General features: G+C 64.7%; 18 protein-coding genes and 1 tRNA gene. 11 read left to right on the forward strand and 8 right to left on the reverse strand.

The features are described 5' to 3' along the window. Positions 1-142 precede the first annotated feature (142 nt). Positions 143-586 (forward strand): hypothetical protein, encoded by a 444-nt coding sequence (locus tag K5658_RS09720; protein ID WP_221066732.1) that lies wholly within the window; start codon positions 143-145, stop codon positions 584-586. 16 nt (positions 587-602) lie between these two features. Here K5658_RS09720 and rsmI read toward each other — a convergent pair whose 3' ends face one another. Next, positions 603-1,454 carry a 16S rRNA (cytidine(1402)-2'-O)-methyltransferase gene (gene rsmI / locus K5658_RS09725; RefSeq protein ID WP_246628606.1) on the reverse strand — a complete coding sequence of 284 codons (852 nt, stop codon included), beginning with the start codon at positions 1,452-1,454 and terminating at the stop codon, positions 603-605. A gap of 83 nt (positions 1,455-1,537) precedes the next feature. Here rsmI and K5658_RS09730 point away from each other — a divergent pair, with 83 nt between their 5' ends. From K5658_RS09730 to K5658_RS09750, 5 genes are all read left to right on the forward strand, one after another. After that, positions 1,538-3,472 carry a penicillin-binding protein activator gene (locus K5658_RS09730; protein ID WP_221066733.1) on the forward strand — a complete coding sequence of 645 codons (1,935 nt, stop codon included), beginning with the start codon at positions 1,538-1,540 and terminating at the stop codon, positions 3,470-3,472. Next, positions 3,469-3,837, forward strand: coding sequence for a YraN family protein (locus tag K5658_RS09735; RefSeq protein WP_246628607.1), 369 nt, complete (start codon positions 3,469-3,471; stop codon positions 3,835-3,837). The genes K5658_RS09730 and K5658_RS09735 overlap by 4 nt, the downstream gene beginning before the upstream one ends. Before the next feature lie 91 nt (positions 3,838-3,928). Further along, complete coding sequence (locus K5658_RS09740) at positions 3,929-4,519, forward strand: phosphoheptose isomerase (RefSeq protein WP_221066735.1); 591 nt, start codon at positions 3,929-3,931, stop codon at positions 4,517-4,519. Positions 4,520-4,524: 5 nt separating this feature from the next. Further along, positions 4,525-5,910: an FAD-binding oxidoreductase gene (locus tag K5658_RS09745; RefSeq protein WP_221066736.1), complete on the forward strand. Its 1,386-nt coding sequence runs from the start codon at positions 4,525-4,527 to the stop codon at positions 5,908-5,910. Between the two features lie 56 nt (positions 5,911-5,966). Beyond that, positions 5,967-6,344: a PIN domain-containing protein gene (locus tag K5658_RS09750; RefSeq protein WP_221066737.1), complete on the forward strand. Its 378-nt coding sequence runs from the start codon at positions 5,967-5,969 to the stop codon at positions 6,342-6,344. Positions 6,345-6,352: 8 nt separating this feature from the next. Here the strand turns inward: K5658_RS09750 and K5658_RS09755 are convergent, their stop codons facing one another. Beyond that, positions 6,353-7,408, reverse strand: a complete 1,056-nt coding sequence (locus K5658_RS09755; protein WP_221063840.1) for a transposase — start codon at positions 7,406-7,408, stop codon at positions 6,353-6,355. 62 nt (positions 7,409-7,470) lie between these two features. Between K5658_RS09755 and K5658_RS09760 the strand changes: the two genes are divergently transcribed. Continuing rightward, the gene (locus K5658_RS09760; protein WP_221066738.1) at positions 7,471-7,815 is read left to right on the forward strand and encodes a hypothetical protein; all 345 of its coding nucleotides are present in this window, start codon (positions 7,471-7,473) and stop codon (positions 7,813-7,815) included. A gap of 109 nt (positions 7,816-7,924) precedes the next feature. Here the strand turns inward: K5658_RS09760 and K5658_RS09765 are convergent, their stop codons facing one another. The 4 genes from K5658_RS09765 to soxZ all read right to left on the reverse strand — a co-directional run bounded on the left by K5658_RS09765 (position 7,925) and on the right by soxZ (position 11,681). Next, positions 7,925-9,979, reverse strand: a complete 2,055-nt coding sequence (locus K5658_RS09765) for an Hsp70 family protein (protein ID WP_221066739.1) — start codon at positions 9,977-9,979, stop codon at positions 7,925-7,927. Between the two features lie 49 nt (positions 9,980-10,028). Then, entirely contained in the window at positions 10,029-10,736 is a 708-nt protein-coding gene (locus K5658_RS09770; protein WP_221066740.1) for a DUF2760 domain-containing protein, read from the reverse strand. Between the two features lie 159 nt (positions 10,737-10,895). Next, positions 10,896-11,285, reverse strand: a complete 390-nt coding sequence (locus K5658_RS09775; RefSeq protein WP_221066741.1) for a hypothetical protein — start codon at positions 11,283-11,285, stop codon at positions 10,896-10,898. Between the two features lie 84 nt (positions 11,286-11,369). Next, the gene (gene soxZ, locus K5658_RS09780) at positions 11,370-11,681 is read right to left on the reverse strand and encodes a thiosulfate oxidation carrier complex protein SoxZ (protein WP_221066742.1); all 312 of its coding nucleotides are present in this window, start codon (positions 11,679-11,681) and stop codon (positions 11,370-11,372) included. A 117-nt stretch (positions 11,682-11,798) separates the two neighbouring features. On the opposite strand from soxZ, the gene K5658_RS09785 reads away from it, so the two are divergent. After that, a complete protein-coding gene (locus tag K5658_RS09785; RefSeq protein WP_221066743.1) occupies positions 11,799-12,215 on the forward strand; it encodes a DUF2845 domain-containing protein in 417 nt (138 codons plus the stop codon). Between the two features lie 8 nt (positions 12,216-12,223). Here K5658_RS09785 and queG read toward each other — a convergent pair whose 3' ends face one another. Both queG and K5658_RS09795 read right to left on the reverse strand, forming a co-directional pair. Beyond that, positions 12,224-13,285, reverse strand: coding sequence for a tRNA epoxyqueuosine(34) reductase QueG (gene queG / locus K5658_RS09790; protein ID WP_221066744.1), 1,062 nt, complete (start codon positions 13,283-13,285; stop codon positions 12,224-12,226). A 90-nt stretch (positions 13,286-13,375) separates the two neighbouring features. Then, entirely contained in the window at positions 13,376-13,774 is a 399-nt protein-coding gene (locus K5658_RS09795; RefSeq protein ID WP_221066745.1) for a hypothetical protein, read from the reverse strand. A gap of 515 nt (positions 13,775-14,289) precedes the next feature. Between K5658_RS09795 and tpiA the strand changes: the two genes are divergently transcribed. From tpiA to K5658_RS09810, 3 genes are all read left to right on the forward strand, one after another. Continuing rightward, entirely contained in the window at positions 14,290-15,042 is a 753-nt protein-coding gene (gene tpiA / locus K5658_RS09800; protein WP_221066746.1) for a triose-phosphate isomerase, read from the forward strand. Between the two features lie 18 nt (positions 15,043-15,060). After that, on the forward strand, positions 15,061-15,432 hold the full coding sequence (gene secG / locus K5658_RS09805) for a preprotein translocase subunit SecG (RefSeq protein WP_221066747.1): 372 nt from the start codon (positions 15,061-15,063) through the stop codon (positions 15,430-15,432). Positions 15,433-15,461: 29 nt separating this feature from the next. After that, positions 15,462-15,546, forward strand: a tRNA-Leu gene (locus K5658_RS09810). Positions 15,547-15,582 lie beyond the last annotated feature (36 nt).

A 15,582-nucleotide genomic window follows, 5' to 3' on the forward strand; every position in this document is an offset into this window, starting at 1 on the left:
TCCGCCGTCCTGGGCGAACCGGGGACGCATCGCGTTGTCCAAGCGCGTCGGGGTCCCGACCGTGCCGGGCGTTCCTGGCCGGTCCCCGCGACATCCGGGCTATAATGCGCCCGCACACCAAAAACACCAGCGGAGAACATCAATGAAAATCCTAGCCGCCGTCATGGCGCTGTTCGCGGTCATTTATTTCTTGCCCGCCTTCACTTCGAGGACGGACGAGGTCAGCGGCAAGAACCGGGTCGCCCTTTACAAGTCGGCGGTCAAGGTCAAGCGCTATATGCCCACCGACGAGCGGGTGTTGTTCGATACCTCGATGGGCATCATCGACAAGATCAAAACCCAGGAGGCGGGACCGGATGCCTTCGTCGCGGCGGTGGACGGCAAAACCCCCGAGGAGGTCATCGCGCTGGCCAAGCAGGAAGTCACCGTGAAGATCGCCGCCGGCGACCCGGAATTCAAGAAATACACGTCCTGGGAGGATATGGTCGCCAAGCTGACCGACGACGGCCATAGGAAAACCGTCAAGCCCAGCGAACCCGAGGAGGCGCCTTTGCGGAATTATTCCCGCGAGGGACGCCCGGAATAGCCCCCGTCCCGGCCATTTATCCCGCGCTTGAAGCCGCGTCCGCCTGTTCCCCCGACCATTGGAGCGCCGCCCGGTATAGCTTCTCGCGCCGCGCTCCGGTGATCTTCACCGCCAAGCCCACCGCCGTCTTCACCGAGCATTCCGCCAGCAGCAGTTTGAGGATGCGCGTCTGTTCCGCGTCGAGTTCGCCGCCGTCCGGCGGCGCGGGCGGAGCGCCTTCCAGCACCAGCACGAATTCGCCTTTGCGCATGTCGGGTTCCCGTTCCAGGAGGGCGGGGGCCGCGTCCACCGTGGTCATGGCCAGGGTTTCGTAGAGCTTGGTCAGTTCGCGGGCGATGACGAGGCGGCGTCCGGGCGGGAAGGTTTGGGCGAGGTCGCGCAAGGTCGCTTCGACCCGGTGCGAGGATTCGTAGAAAATCAAGGTGTGGGGATCGTCCGCGAGCGACCCGAACAAGGCCAGCCGGGCCGGGCCTTTGCGCGGCGGGAAGCCCTCGAAGGCGAAGCGGTCGGTGGCCAGCCCCGAGGCCGAGAGGGCGGCGATCAAGGCGCAGGGACCGGGGATGGGCACCACCCGGAGCCCGGCTTCGCGGGCCAGCCGCACCAGGGGGAAACCCGGATCGTTGATGAGGGGCGTGCCGGCGTCGGAGATGAGGGCGAGGGTTTCGCCGCGCATGAGCCGTTCGACCAAACGCCGGGCTTGGGCGTCCTCGTTGTGTTCGTGCAGGGCCAACAGGGGGCGGTCGATGCCGTAGCGGTCGAGCAGGGGACGGCTGTGGCGGGTGTCTTCGCAGGCGATGGCGTCGGCTTTTTTCAGGGTTTCCACGGCGCGGAAGCCAAAATCCGCCAGATTGCCGATGGGTGTCGCCACTAGGTATAGTATGCCCCGCTCGATTTCCGCCACTTGCCCGCCTCTCTTTTCAAATCTTGATTTACCTTCAGGGAATGCCGCCGATGCGCCCAGACTTCCGCCCGTTTGCCGTGTTGCCGCTGGTCCTGGCCCTGGCCGGATGCGCGGGCCGGTCGCTGCCCGGCCTGGGCGGCGCTCCCGAACCCGACCCCCAGGCCGAGAGCCTGTTCCGTTCCGGCGACTACGAGGGCGCGATGCGACGCTACCGTTATCTGGCGCAGACTTCCGGGGATGCCGATTATTACCTGATGCGGGCCGCCGACGCGGCGCTACGGGCGGGCGATGGTGGCAGCGCCCGGCAACTCGCCAACCTGGTCAATCCCCGCGAATTGGACCGGGTGGACCGCAACCAATTCCTGTTGCTGCAAAGCCGCTTGGACCTCAACGCGGGCCGGGCCAGGGAAGCCATGGCCAAGCTGGATACGGTCGCCGCCGACCAGCTCACCAGCGGCCAGGCGCAGAATTATCACACACTGCGGGCTTCGGCCTACAACCAGTTGGGCGATATGCTGGCCAGCGCCCGCGAGCGGGTGGAACTCGGGCCGATGCTCAGCCAAACCGAGGCCATCGACAAGAACAACGAGGCCATCTACGACGCGCTATCGCGCCTGCCGGATAGCGTCCTGGCCCAGAGGCAACCGCCCTGGCCGGATGTGCTGGGGGGCTGGATGGCCTTGACCCGCATCCTCAAAAGCATCCCGCCCAGCGGCCTGGGTTCCGCCTTGAGCGAGTGGGAAACCCGTTATCCCGACCATCCCGCCGCCGGGGCGTTCCTGCAAAAGATGGCGGGCGATGCCGGGCGCGGCGTGCGGGTCACGCCCCTGGGCCAGAAACCGGCGGTGTCGCCGACCCCGCCCCTGGCTCCAAACGCCGAACCCGCGCCGGCCCCCGAAGCGCAACCGGCCCCGCCACCGCCGACCGGCCCTTTCGTCGGCGTGTTATTGCCCTTGACCGGGCCTTACGCCCCCGCCGCCGAGGCCGTCCGTGCCGGGATGATCGCCGCCCATTTCGCCGACCCCAATCCCGCCAAGCTGCCGCTGCGCTTCGTCAATTCGGAAGCTGGCGATATCGGCGCGGCCTATCGCAAGCTGGTGGACGAGGGGGCCACCAGCGTGGTCGGTCCCTTGATCAAAGAGCAGGTCGCCACCCTTGCCCGTGGTGGCGAATTGCCGGTGCCGGTGCTGGGACTCAACCAAGCGGGCGACGCGGCCAACGACCGGCTGTACCAGTTCGGCCTGTCGCCCGAGCAGGAAGTCGAGCAGGCGGCGGGTAGCGCTTGGTTCGACGGCAAGCAGAATGCCTGGGTGCTGGCCCCCTCGACGCCGTTCGGGCAGCGCATGGTCAACCATTTCAACCGCTATTGGCGCGGCCTCGGCGGCAAGGTCGGGGCGACCAAGAAATACACCCAGCACGGCCAGGACTATTCCGCCGCCGTCAAGGATTTGCTGGCGGGGGTCGCGCCCGCCGCGCCGGAGGCCGCCGCGCCCGCCACGGCGGATTTCGTCTTCCTGATCGCCGATGCCGCCGATGCCCGCTCGATCCTGCCCCAACTCGTCACCGGGCAGGGCGCGGGGATTCCGGTCTATTCGACGTCGCATGTGCATAGCGGCAAGCCCGATCCCCAGGCCGACCAGGATTTGAACGGACTCATCTTCTGCGATGTGCCTTGGCTGTTGAACCCTGACCAGGGCGATGCCTTGTCGGCCCAGGCCCTGCAATCCCAGATCGACAAAACCCCGCCGGACTACACCAAGCTGATCGCGCTGGGGCTGGACGCCTACCGCCTGCTGCCCGAACTGGACCGGCTCAAGCTCGATCCGCAATACCGCTACGCCGGGGCCACGGGCGTGTTGTCCCTGGGCGCGGGCAACAAGCTCCAACGCCAATTGGAATGCGCCCAATTCCAGAACGGCAACCCGGAACCCCGCGGCATCGCCCCGGTGATGCGGCCCGCCGCGCCGGCACCGGCCGCTCCGTGACCGCGAAGCCGCCCGCGCAAACCCAAGGCCGCAGGGCGGAAGACCGGGCGCTGGCTTTTTTGCAGGAACAGGGCCTGCGCTTGGTCGAACGCAATTACCGTTGCCGCTATGGCGAGGTCGATCTCATCATGGAGGAGGGCGCGACCTTGGTGTTCGTGGAAGTCCGTTACCGCGCCAGCCAGAAATTCGGCGGTGCCCTGGAAAGCGTGGACCGCCGCAAACAGGCCAAGTTGTTGACCACGGCGACCTGCTTCCTCCAGGAACGGCGCTGCGACCGGCCCGCCCGGTTCGATGTGGCGGCGCTGTCGCCCGCGGCGGGAGGATTCGAGGTACGATGGGTCAGAGATGCCTTCCAGGCGGGGTAGGAGACCCGCATCCCGCCGGCGTGATTTTCTTCAAAACCAACCCTCCTGGGCCGCGCCCAGCGGCATAGTTCCCTATCCAAGCCCAATCACCATGAGCCTTCAAGACCGCGTCCTCCTCCAATTCACCGCCAACGCCGAAACCAACCACGACACCCTCATGCGGCTCGGCGATTTGATCGAAGCCGCCGGTTCGCGGCTGGCCCATTGCCTGCTCAACGACGGCAAGATCCTGGCCTGCGGCAATGGCGGCTCGGCGGCGCAAGCGCAGCATTTCACCTCCGAACTCATCAACCGCTACGAGCGCGACCGGCCCGGTCTGCCCGCGATTTCGCTGACCACCGACAGCAGCGCCTTGACCTCGATTGCCAACGACTACCGCTTCGACGAGGTGTTCGCCAAGCAAATCCGGGCGCTGGGCCATGCCGACGATATCCTGGTGGTCTATACCACCAGCGGCAATTCCGCCAGCATCCTGGGTGCCGTGACCGCCGCCCACGACCGCGATATGAGCGTCCTGGCCCTGAACGGGCGCGATGGCGGGGCGCTGGCCCCCTTGCTGCGGGAAACCGACCTGGAGCTGCGCGTTCCCGCCGAAGTGACCGCCCGCATCCAGGAGGCGCATCTGCTCATCACCCATTGCCTGTGCGATTTGATCGACCAACAACTGTTCGGCGAGGAGTAAAACCCATGTCCCTGCCCGCTCCTTTCCTGGCCCGGCTCAAGGAAATCTTTCCCGCGGGTTCCCTGTTCACCGAGCCCGCCGATTGCTGGGTCTATGGCTACGACAACAGCAAGCGGCAAGTCCTGCCCGAGGCCGTGGTGTTTCCCACGAGCCATGAACAAGCCGCCGCCCTGGTCCGCGCCTGCCACGGATACAAAATCCCGCTGACCGCCCGTGGCCGTGGCACCGGCACCACCGGCGCGACCGTGCCCTTGTTCGGCGGGGTGGTGGCCTCGTTCGAGCGCATGGACCAGGTGTTGGAATTCTCGCCGGACAACCGCTACATCGTGGTCGAGCCCGGCATTACCAACCAGGCGATCCAGGATTATGTGAAGCCGCATGGCTTCTTCTGGCCGCCCGATCCCACCAGCGCGGCGTTTTGCAGCGTGGGGGGCAACCTCGCCTATAACTCCGCCGGGCCGAGGGCCGTCAAATACGGCACGCCCCGCGACAACACCCTGGGCCTCCGCGCCATCACCGGCGCGGGCGAGGAAATTCGCACCGGGGTCTACACCACCAAGGGCGTGGTCGGCTACGACCTGACCCGCTTGCTGATCGGTTCCGAGGGGACGCTGGCGCTCATCACCGAAGCCACGCTGAAACTCACGCCCCTGCCGGAAACCCAGCGCACGCTGCGGGCGGTCTACCGCGACGTGGGCGCGGCGGCCCAGGCCATCGCCAAGATCATGGCCCAGCCCGCCGTGCCCTGCGCCCTGGAATTCATCGACGGCAACGCCATCGACATGGTGCGGCGCTATTCGACGGCGGGCTTGCCGGAACAGGCTGGGGCTTTGCTGATGATCGAGGTCGATGGGTTCCGGGAGGCCATGGCCCCGCAGATCGACAGCATCCGCGCCGCGGCGGAGAATGCCGGGCTGTTGGAATTCCGCGTGGCCGAGACGAAAGAGGAAGTCGAAGCCCTATGGCAGACCCGCAAGGCGCTTTCGCCCACCTTGCGGAAGATCGCGCCCAAGAAGATCAACGAGGATGTGGTGGTGCCGGTGACCGAACTGCCGGTATTGATCGCGGGGCTGAACGAACTGTCGGCGCGATATGGCCTGCCCATCGTCAATTTCGGCCACGCGGGCAATGGCAATATCCATGTCAACCTGCTCTACGATCCGGGCAAGCCGGGCGAGGACGACAAGGCCCATGCTTGCCTGGACGAGATGTTCGGCTTGGTTTTGCGTCTGCGCGGCACGCTGTCGGGCGAGCATGGCGTCGGCATCGAGAAGCGGGATTATGTGGACCGGGAACTCGATGCCGCGTCCTTGCGGTTGATGCACGCCATCAAGCGCCAGTTCGACCCGGAGGGGATTTTGAATTGGCATAAGGGGTTTCCGATGGTGTAGGGCGGGTCGCGGCCCGCCGCTCTCTGCAAAGACCTAAAAAAACAACGGAGCGCCCTATGTCGGACGAGGCTGCCGGAGTCCCGCCGGGCCGGGTCTTGTTGATCGACCTGGAAAACTGCCCCAACCAAATCAACCACCTGATGAAAAGCCTGGAGCAATATTCCCAGGTGGTGATTTGCTACGCCCAAAGCGGGGCCAGGGTGCCCATCGATTGGATCGTCGATTTGACCGCCGTGGTGAACGCCAACCGTTTGAGGATCGTCAAGACGCCGGGCAATGGCAAGAACGCCGCCGATTTCGGCATCACCTTCTGGGCGGGCGTGCTGATGGCGCAATTGCCCGAGGATACAGGCTTCGTCATCGTGTCCGAGGCTCATCACCTATCAATTTCGCATGGCCGCGCAAAAGGCGGGCAAAGGCATGTCGTTTTGTAGGCGTCGCTTTAGGTAGCGCAAGCCCCGGGTGAACCAGGAAACCAAGCTGCGGCGGAGCTTCCTGAAGCTCCAGTGTCCGGCATCGGTTTGCGACCAGGCTTTTTTTCGAGCGGCGTTGGACGGTCCGAGGCGTCGTCCCGCCCGACCTGGACGCACCACCACATGGCCAGCGACATGACGAGGATCAGGCGTTCCAAACGGTCGGCGTGTTCCAGTTGCGAATCCTCCAACCCGAAGCCCCGGCCCTTGAAATCCGAGAACATGGGCTCGATGGACCAGCGCGCCGCGTAGTCCAACACCGCCGCCCGCGTGGGGGCGCAGTCCATCGCGATGATCCAGGGCTCGGGATGGCCGGGTTCGTGGAGGATGCCCACGTGGGTCATCACCCCGTGCGCGAACAGCCGCACTCCCGGCAGATAGCGTTCCTCCGCGCCCCGCGCCAGTCCGCCCGTGGTGGTTTCCTCCCCTTCGCCGGTGTCCGCCAGCACATTGCCTTTCAACCGCAGCCGATAGCCCCAGCCCCGCGCGCCCAGCCAATCGAACAAGGCCACCGAGGGGTAGAACCGGTCCGCCGAGAGCAATACGTCCGCCCCCGGCGGCAGCCAGGCCAGGACCCGCTCCAACACCCGCTCCTGGCCCTCGAAACCGATATTGGCCGGCCCCTCTTCCGCCACCCAGGCCAAGGGCAGCGCCCGGTCGCCGACCCGCACGCCCACCATCAGCACCGCCATCCGGTCCCCGAGGTCGGTCTGGTCCAGGCTCAACTGCACGGTCTGGCCGTTCCGCGCGGCCCGGGCGAGTTCGGCCCGCGCGAACGGCTCCATCACCACCGCCGACCCCAGCAGCGGATTCTTCAACAAGCGCCTCAGCCATTGCTCGCGCATGTCCTGCCTCTCCGTCGGCAAGGGCAGCAGGTTCGCCAACTCCACCGTGTTCGGCGTCCGCCCCTCGATCATCGCCCCCACCGCCAGCGCCAGCTTCCCGACCACCGTCTTGCGCAGTCCAGGAAGGGCCTGTTCCAGCCCACGCCCTACTTCCTCGGCCAGTTTCTTTACAGTTCCCATCGCTTCGTCAGTCGAAATTCGTTCCGGCCTTCAAGCCTACCCGAAAATTGATAGGTGATGAGGTGTCCGAGGATACCGATTTGGACCATGCGGTGGGCCTTCTCAAAAGCCAGGGCCGGATGGCGGAGCGGGTCGGCACGAAGAAGGAAGCCAAGCCGGTGGCGGCGTCCGCCATGGAACCCGACCAGCGCTTGAAGGAATATTGCGGATTATTGCTGGCCCACCCCAAAACCCGTCCGGGCAAGGGGGAAACCCTGCTCAATAGCCTGAACGCCCATTTCGGCAAGCAGCCGGATGTCCAGGCCGAAGCCTTGTTCGAGGCTTTGCGGCGGCGGGGGGTGGTGACTGTGGAGGAGGGCAAGCTGGTTTATCACGAAGATAAGCTCAATGCCCTGGCCGGGATTTGATCCGGGGCCGGGTTCGACCCCGGAGTCCCGCCGATGGCCCTGCTAAGGCTCCGGTTTCCTGCGTGGGGTCCGGCGCGGAACGGACCCAGTCCATCCCGCGCCTTGCCCTTCATACCTTGAACGAAGCCCAGAAGTTCTTCTTGCCGCCCTTCTGCTTGCCACCGGATTCTTCTTGCGCGGTTTCCCCGGAGGCTTCTTCGGACTCGGTGGCCGGGGCTTCCTCGACGGATGCCGTTTCCTGCGGTTCTTCCGGCGCGGGGTCGGCGGCAGGTTCGGCCTCGACACCCAGGATCGGCGCTTCCGGCGCGGCGTCGGCGTCTTCCTTGGGCGCGGGCTGGCCGCTGGCCCTCACGTCGAATTCCACCTTCCAGCGCTCGCCGCCGTCCCTGGCCACGGCTTCCAATTGCAGCGTGCCGACTTCCGTCACCCGCGCCGCCAGATGCACCGGCACGACTTCGCCGGGACGGTGTTTCTCGGCCGTCAGGGTGATTTCGATGGCTTCCAACTCCTCGATCTCGCCCTCGGGCCACCAATCCAAGCGGATGCCGACCCCGTCGTCGCGCCGTACATTGGACGAGAAAAACCGGAAATGCACCGGCTCGCCCACCACCACGCCGAATTCGTAGGGCGGCAGATCGGCCTCGGTGCCTTCCTCCATGCCGAAGGGCGCGATGCACAGGGCCTCGATGGGCGGCTCGAAGCCGGGCACGGCGGGCATGGCGCTTTCGACGCCGACATAGTAGGCCGCGCCGGTGCCGCCCTTGATCCTGACACCCTTGCCCTTGCGGACATAGCCGTAATAGGCCGCGCCCCGCGCCACCGCCAAGTCCAAATCGGCCCCGTGCAGCAAACGGGCCGCGGGAGCGCCGTCGGCTTCCAGCCAGCTATTCAGCACGTCCAGCAGGCGCTTTTCCAGGGCTTCGGCCTTGAATACACCGCCATTGAGCAGCAGGGCGGTGGGGTGGAGCATCCTGGCGCCGTCCTTGGGCTCGAAGCCCTGCAATTCGCTGGTGGCTCCGATCTGCCGCCCGAGGAAGGCCGCCAGATGGCAGGTGATGCGGGCATCCTTGGCATAGGGCAGGCCCAGCGTGGTCAGGCCGGTGCGGGCCTGGGCCAGCGGGCGTTCGGTGAGATCGACCTTGGGGAAGAAGCCTTCGACCAGGGTGCGGTCCACCTCGGCGCGGGTCAGGCTGGTGCGCAGGGTGCCGCCGATCAGGGACGAACCCCGGCTCGGCACCACCACGGCGGCTTCCTGGGTGTCGTCGCCGGTCAGGAGCTTTTCCTTGGCATCGCGGCAGCCGTGGGTGAGGGCTTGGATCTGCCAGGGTTCCAGGCGCTTGCCTTCGGCCTGGAGCTTGGCCTTCAGCACATAGGCCAGGGCCAGGTCCATGTTGTCGCCGCCCAGCAGGATATGGTCGCCGATGGCCACCCGGTTCAGGACCAGGTTGCCCTGGTCCTCGGTGACCGCGATCAGGGACAGGTCGGTGGTGCCGCCGCCCACGTCCACCACCAGGATGATATCGCCGGGCTTGACCTGTTCGCGCCACTTGCCTTCGCTTTGTTGAATCCAGCTATACAGCGCCGATTGCGGTTCTTCCAACAGCACCGCCTGTTTGAGTCCCACGGCATGGGCGGCTTCGACGGTGAGTTCCCGCGCCGCCGGGTCGAACGAGGCGGGGACGGTGATGACCAAATCCTGCTGGTCCAAGGGCTGGTCCGGGAAACGGGCGTTCCAGGCGTCGCGCATATGCCGGAGGTATTCGACGGCGGTTTGCAGCGGCGACACCCGCTTGACCTCCTCCGGCGATTGCAGCGGCAGCAAGGCCGAGCGCCGGTCCACGCCGCTGTGGGACAGCCAGCTTTTGCCGCTGGCGACCAGCCGGATCGGGCTTTTGCCGCCCAGTTGGCGGGCGATTTCGCCGACGATGGCCTCGGGCTGGGCGTTCCAGGGCAGCACGATATCGCCGGGGGCGATTTCGGCCTCGTGGGCTTGGTACATGAAGGAGGGCAATTGCTTCTTGTCGCCCACGCTGCCGGGCGAGGTCAATTGCGGGATTTCGAGGACTTCGAGCGGGGCTTTTTCGCCATCGGTCTGGTCCAGGTCCACGAACGACACGACGCTGTTGGTCGTGCCCAGGTCGATTCCGACAGAGTATCTGCTCACAGTTCCACCTCTTGAGTCGCGACCGAATTAATATCTACGGAATACTTGCTCACAGTTCCACCTCGGCGGGGGCGATGATGTTGACGTTATGGCCTTCGGCGATTTTCGGCAGTTTCACCTGGGCGGCGCGCCAACCCCGGTGGACCAGGGTGCCGTTGAAGGGCGGTTCGCCGACGATGTTGCCGGTGGGACGCACGGCGGCGGCATCGAACCCCTTGGGCAGGGTGATGCGCTGGCCTTCCTGCTCCTTGCGGACCGGCTCCAGGTCGAAATGCTGGCGCAGCACCCGGCGGCAGCCTTCGTGGACCACGCGGGAGGCCGCGCCGATCTCGGCGTCGCTGTAGCCCGCGACTTCCTCCTGCACGAAATCCAGGAAGCGGGCTTCCTTTTGCAGGAGTCCCAGCAGTTGCAGGGCGGCTTCCGGGGTGGCTTCCTTGACGATGACCGGCTCGGGCTTGGGGATTTCCACCGTTTTGGGCGTAGGCGCGGGCGCGGGAGCCGGGGTGGCCTTGGGGATCATTTCTTGCGGCACCCGCTCGATGGCGATGCGGATGGGTTCGGGGTAGGGCGCGGGCAGCATTTCGGCGGGGACGCGCTCCAGCATCACGGTGACGGGCTTGTCGCGCCGCAGCAGGGCGGCGATGCCCGCCGTCAGCAGGACCAGGATGAGGATGAATTGGACCAGCACCAGGGCGGCCAGTCCCAAATGGACGGCGTCTAGGGTGGCTGGGAGTAGATTGGGATCGATAGGCGGCATTCTGGACCTCTAGGTTCTTGTGTGGATTCCCTTCGTCGCGGGAGGGTGGCCGGGCCGGGATGCCCGCCAGTCCCCGGAAATGGGTCTTTCCGCGCCCTAATTCAACCGTGGGCGGCGGTTCAGCGGGCGTTCAGATGGGGAAAATTAAGCTCGCCCGGCTCATTGGGCGGCCTGGGTGGATTGCATGGCCTGGTGGGCCATGACCACACGGAGGATTTGCTGGGCGGCCATGGAGCGCTTGCTACGCATATAGCGCTCGGAAATCGGGGCGGGCACCTTCTCGGCGTCGAAGGCGGTCTTGATGCCGTTCAGCTTGTCCTCGCAATTGCGCAGGATCAAGTCGGCGACCTGGCGCGAATCCATCTTGTCGTTCAGATGGGCGCGGGTCTCGTCGTTGACGCATTGCTGGTAGACCTTGAGGCTGGCTTGGACCTTATCCAGGGTGGCGGGGCTGAGGGTCGAGGGTTCCCAGGTGCCTTCCTCGGCGTGGGCGGTGGCGGCGAAGGCGAGCAAGGCTCCGATGAGGGCGGCGCGGACCGGGGGGTTCATGGATGGTAAGCTCCTGAATGCTAAGGTGATGGGGGGCGAATCGCGGATTCTACGCCATGTCCGGGATGGGCGGAACTTGAGGCGTCAGGCCACGGTGGTTTCGGCGCTGCCGTGTCGGCCCAGGTTGTCGGACCAGCTCACCCGGATTTTGTCCCCGGATTTCCCGCCCCGGAAGCGGATCGAAAGATAGGGGTTTTGCGAGACCGCCGTGCTGAGGGCGCACAAGGCGACCCGCCGGCCGTTATGCTCGAACAGGACTTGTTCGATGAAATGGGCCGGGATTAACTCGCCGGTGGTTTCGTCGCGGCGGCGTCCGGTTTCCATGGGATGCTCGATGAGGACATGGACCAGGGTGGAGCCGTCCTGTTGTCTGCTGCGTATTTTTACCGTGGACATGGCCGCTTTATGATGACAGTGTGATCGCCGCTTGCCGGCGGTGGGGGTTTGGGAGGCGGGTTCCGCCGCCAAATTCTAATGCCAACCCGAGTCGCCCCGATGCCGTGGAGGTTTCCCATGCGACGTTTATTCATAGGCTTGCTGTTGTTGGGGATGAGCGCCCAGGCCTGGGCTTGGCGCTGCAACGGCTGGATCATCGAGGAAGGCCAGACCAAGTTCGATGTCGATCAAAAATGCGGCGATCCGCAATCCGGCGACCGCCGCACCGAGTGGCGGCTGGTCACCAATTTCGTGCCCAATTGCCAGACCCAGTTCGAGTCCATCAGGATGCCGGACGGCCAGGGCGGCATGAGGGTGGTGAACCAGCCCCGGACGTTCTGCGTGCAGGTGCCGGTGCAAAGCACGGTGCCGGTCGAGGTCGAGGAGTGGTATTACTCCGACGCCGGCCATGGCAACGTACCCAAACTGCTGCGCTTCGAGAATGGCCGTTTGGTGTTCATCGAGAATTTGTGGAACCAGCGGAATATGAATTGAAGGGCGGGTTAAAAACCGCCCTGCCGTTCCAAGGCCCAGGCCACATGTTCCCGCACCAGTTCCGAAGGATGTTCCGTCCGCGCCCGTAGCGCGGCACGGACTTCCGGTCCCTGGGGCGCGTTGCCCAATCCCACCGCGAGATTCCGCAGCCAGCATTCGTAGCCGATGCGGCGGATGGCCGAGCCTTCGGTCTTCCGCAGGAATTCGGCCTCGTCCCAGCCGAATAATTCAACGAGGCCCGCCGTCTCCAGCCCGTGCCGGGGCAGGAAACCGGGCTCCTGGGTCGGTTGGGCATAGCGGTTCCAAGGGCAGACCAATTGGCAATCGTCGCAGCCGTAGACGCGGTTGCCCAGGGCTTCCCGGAATTCCAAGGGAATGGGGCCGCGCCACTCGATGGTGAGATAGGAAATGCAGCGGCGGGCATCCAATTGGTAGGGCGCGACGATGGCTTTTGTGGGGCAGATAGCGAGGCAGGCCGCGCAACTGCCGCAATGGGCCGTGGTCTCCGCGTCGGGCGGCAGACGCAGGTCGGTGTAGATTTCCCCCAGGAAGAAAAAGGAACCGGCCTTGCGGTCGATGAGGTTGGTGTGCTTGCCGATCCAGCCGAGTCCGGCCTGGGCGGCCAGGGGTTTTTCCAGCACGGGGGCGCTGTCGGTGAAGACGCGGTAGCCGTAGGGACCGATTTCCTGGGCGATGTGTTCGGCCAGTTGTTGCAGGCGTTTCCGCAAAAGCTTGTGGTAGTCGCGGCCCAGGGCGTAGCGGGCAATGTAGGCGCTGTCCGGGTCTTCCAGTCTTTGCCACATTTGGGCGCGGGGTTCCGGCAGGTAGTCCATGCGGGCGCTGATGACGCTCACGGTGCCGGGCACCAGTTCGGCGGGGCGGCCGCGCTTGCTGCCGTGGCGTTCCATGTAGTCCATCGCGCCGTGGAATCCGGCCTTGAGCCAATCCGCCAGCCGTTGTTCGGCCTGGGCGAGTTCGATGCCGGCGATGCCGATGTTCTGGAAGCCGAACTCCTGGGCCAGGGCGAGGATGCGGGCGCGGGTGATGCGCGGTTCGGAGGTCGGGGGCATGGGGGGCTGGTGGATGGGCGGATGGCCCCTATTATGCCACGGCGGGACAGGGAGCCAGGACGGGCGGGAAAGCCGTCCTGGCCGGGTATTTCAGAACTTGGGCCAGAGGTCTTGCAGCCAGGAGCGCGAAACCCGGTTGTATTCGACGATGAAAACGGGATCGGTACAGGGGAGTTCCCGCGCTTGGATTTCCAGCCTACGCAGGGCCAGGGCCGCCGCCATGAACGGGATATTGGCGGCGGCGAACAGGCTGAATCCGGCGAGGTTGTCCTGTAGCACGATATGCAGGCCGAGCGCGACGCCGACGATCATGAACAAGCCATAGGGCAGGGCCATGGTCATATTGCGCCGGGCGAGGCGTTTGAAGGCTTCGAGCCCGTCCGGGTGGTCGATGCTGGCATGGCTGGCCAGGAAGCTTTTGGTTTCGCGGGCGAAATAGAGGATGATCGCGGTGCCGATGGCGTAGATGGCGAGGTAGTAGGGGATCATGGGGATTCCTGGGTTTCTGGGATTTGTTTTCACCTATGGCTTTAGAGGTTATGGATTCGTGTATTGGTTGGAGGTTGGGGGGATTGGGAAGGGGCTCGGCGGGCCTCGGCTTGGCCGGTAGGCTGCCAGGGCGGTTCCGCCCGGAAAGCAACCCCAATAAGTCACAGCCAAGCCTAAGCCCGATTGCAGCAAAATTCAGTGACTTATTTACGTTGAAATGCTGCTTGTGGATTGGCTAGAATGTGTGGCTTTATTGTGGTGGGCGTGGTTCTTGATAGCGCTAATCGGGCCCGGCTTGTCCAGATCAAGCCATAGTTGGCATGATTCTCCTTATCATAAATCTGGATTAACAGCGATCCCATCCATTTGACATGCCATCTAGGCCCGCTGCGGGCGGGTCGGATGTGGGGAAAACGGAGTTTCACGCCCAGCTACCCGGCCCGATGCGCTCTTAGCTTGAAATGCGCTGTTTAACTCAGTAAGCTTCCGCGATTTACTCAACTCAGGAGCTAGCTATGGCGCGCCGTCCCTTGGTGGTTGGAAACTGGAAAATGAACTGCACCCGCGCGACCGCGCAGCAGTTATTGGCGGACCTGCTCGCGGGCTTGCCCGCCGACGCCAAGGCCCAGGTGGGTGTTTGTCCCGCCTATGTGTTCATCCCCGAACTCGGCGCGATGCTGGCCGGTCAATCCATCGCCCTCGGTGCCCAGAACGTGGCCGACCAGGACCAAGGCGCTTTCACCGGCGAAATCTCCGCGTCCATGCTCAAGGAATTCGGTTGCGCCTATGCCATCGTCGGCCATTCCGAGCGCCGCCTGGTCTACGGCGAAACCAACGCCCTGGTCGCCGCCCGCTACGCCAAGGCCATCGAACACGGCATCACCCCCATCTTCTGTGTCGGCGAAACCCTGGAAGAACGCGAACAGGATAAGACCTTCGCCGTGATCGACGAACAATTGCAGGCCGTCCTCGACCTGTGCGGCGTGGCTTCCCTGTCCAAAGCCGTCATCGCCTACGAACCCGTGTGGGCCATCGGCACCGGCCGCACCGCCACCACCGAGCAAGCCCAGGAAGTCCACGCCTATATCCGCGGCCAAATCGCCAAGCTCGACGCGGACGTGGCGGAAGGTCTCCAAATCCTCTACGGTGGCAGCGTCAAGGCCGATAACGCCGAAGCACTGTTCGGGATGCCCGATGTGGATGGTGGCTTGGTCGGCGGCGCTTCCTTGGATGCCAAATCCTTCCTCGCAATTTGCCTCGCGGCTTAATTAGGTAGATTTCCGGTTATGTATCAGGTCTTAACGATTCTTCATGTCTTGGTGGCGGCGGCGGTCATCGGCTTGGTGATGTTGCAGCAAGGGCGCGGTGCCGACGCGGGCGTCGGTTTCGGCGGCGGTTCCAACACGTTGTTCGGTGCCCGTGGCGCGGCCTCCTTCCTGTCGCGCACCACGGCGATCCTGGGAACCATTTTCTTCCTGACCAGCTTAAGCCTTGCATACATGGCCGGGAACCTCGATAATAAGGGGCATGACATCATGGATGTTCCGCAGACGGAAAATCCAGCCCAGCGCGACCTTCCTCCCATCGTCGAGGAACCCGCTAAGAAATCCGATGTACCGGCGGCCACCGACACCCCTCCCGCGCCGCCAGCGCAATAAGTCCTTTTCTTAGCCCAGCCTGTCTAGCTGCCGATGTGGTGAAATTGGTAGACACGCCATCTTGAGGGGGTGGTGACGCAAGTCGTGTCGGTTCAAATCCGACCATCGGCACCAACACTAAGCAACCCGCTTACGATTCGGCCCACCCAT

Origin of the sequence: Methylomagnum ishizawai, from assembly GCF_019670005.1 — a bacterium.
In the GTDB taxonomy this organism is placed as follows: Bacteria; Pseudomonadota; Gammaproteobacteria; order Methylococcales; family Methylococcaceae; genus Methylomagnum; species Methylomagnum ishizawai.

What these genes read in the sequence shown, in the direction of transcription:
- K5658_RS09720 (WP_221066732.1), top strand. Translation starts at nt 143, where the DNA reads ATGAAAATCCTAGCCGCCGTCATGGCGCTGTTCGCGGTCATTTATTTC.
- K5658_RS09730 (WP_221066733.1), top strand. Translation starts at nt 1,538, where the DNA reads ATGCGCCCAGACTTCCGCCCGTTTGCCGTGTTGCCGCTGGTCCTGGCC.
- K5658_RS09740 (WP_221066735.1), top strand. Translation starts at nt 3,929, where the DNA reads ATGAGCCTTCAAGACCGCGTCCTCCTCCAATTCACCGCCAACGCCGAA.
- K5658_RS09745 (WP_221066736.1), top strand. Translation starts at nt 4,525, where the DNA reads ATGTCCCTGCCCGCTCCTTTCCTGGCCCGGCTCAAGGAAATCTTTCCC.
- K5658_RS09750 (WP_221066737.1), top strand. Translation starts at nt 5,967, where the DNA reads ATGTCGGACGAGGCTGCCGGAGTCCCGCCGGGCCGGGTCTTGTTGATC.
- K5658_RS09755 (WP_221063840.1), bottom strand. Translation starts at nt 7,408, where the DNA reads ATGGGAACTGTAAAGAAACTGGCCGAGGAAGTAGGGCGTGGGCTGGAA.
- K5658_RS09770 (WP_221066740.1), bottom strand. Translation starts at nt 10,736, where the DNA reads ATGCCGCCTATCGATCCCAATCTACTCCCAGCCACCCTAGACGCCGTC.
- K5658_RS09775 (WP_221066741.1), bottom strand. Translation starts at nt 11,285, where the DNA reads ATGAACCCCCCGGTCCGCGCCGCCCTCATCGGAGCCTTGCTCGCCTTC.
- soxZ (WP_221066742.1), bottom strand. Translation starts at nt 11,681, where the DNA reads ATGTCCACGGTAAAAATACGCAGCAGACAACAGGACGGCTCCACCCTG.
- K5658_RS09785 (WP_221066743.1), top strand. Translation starts at nt 11,799, where the DNA reads ATGCGACGTTTATTCATAGGCTTGCTGTTGTTGGGGATGAGCGCCCAG.
- queG (WP_221066744.1), bottom strand. Translation starts at nt 13,285, where the DNA reads ATGCCCCCGACCTCCGAACCGCGCATCACCCGCGCCCGCATCCTCGCC.
- K5658_RS09795 (WP_221066745.1), bottom strand. Translation starts at nt 13,774, where the DNA reads ATGATCCCCTACTACCTCGCCATCTACGCCATCGGCACCGCGATCATC.
- tpiA (WP_221066746.1), top strand. Translation starts at nt 14,290, where the DNA reads ATGGCGCGCCGTCCCTTGGTGGTTGGAAACTGGAAAATGAACTGCACC.
- secG (WP_221066747.1), top strand. Translation starts at nt 15,061, where the DNA reads ATGTATCAGGTCTTAACGATTCTTCATGTCTTGGTGGCGGCGGCGGTC.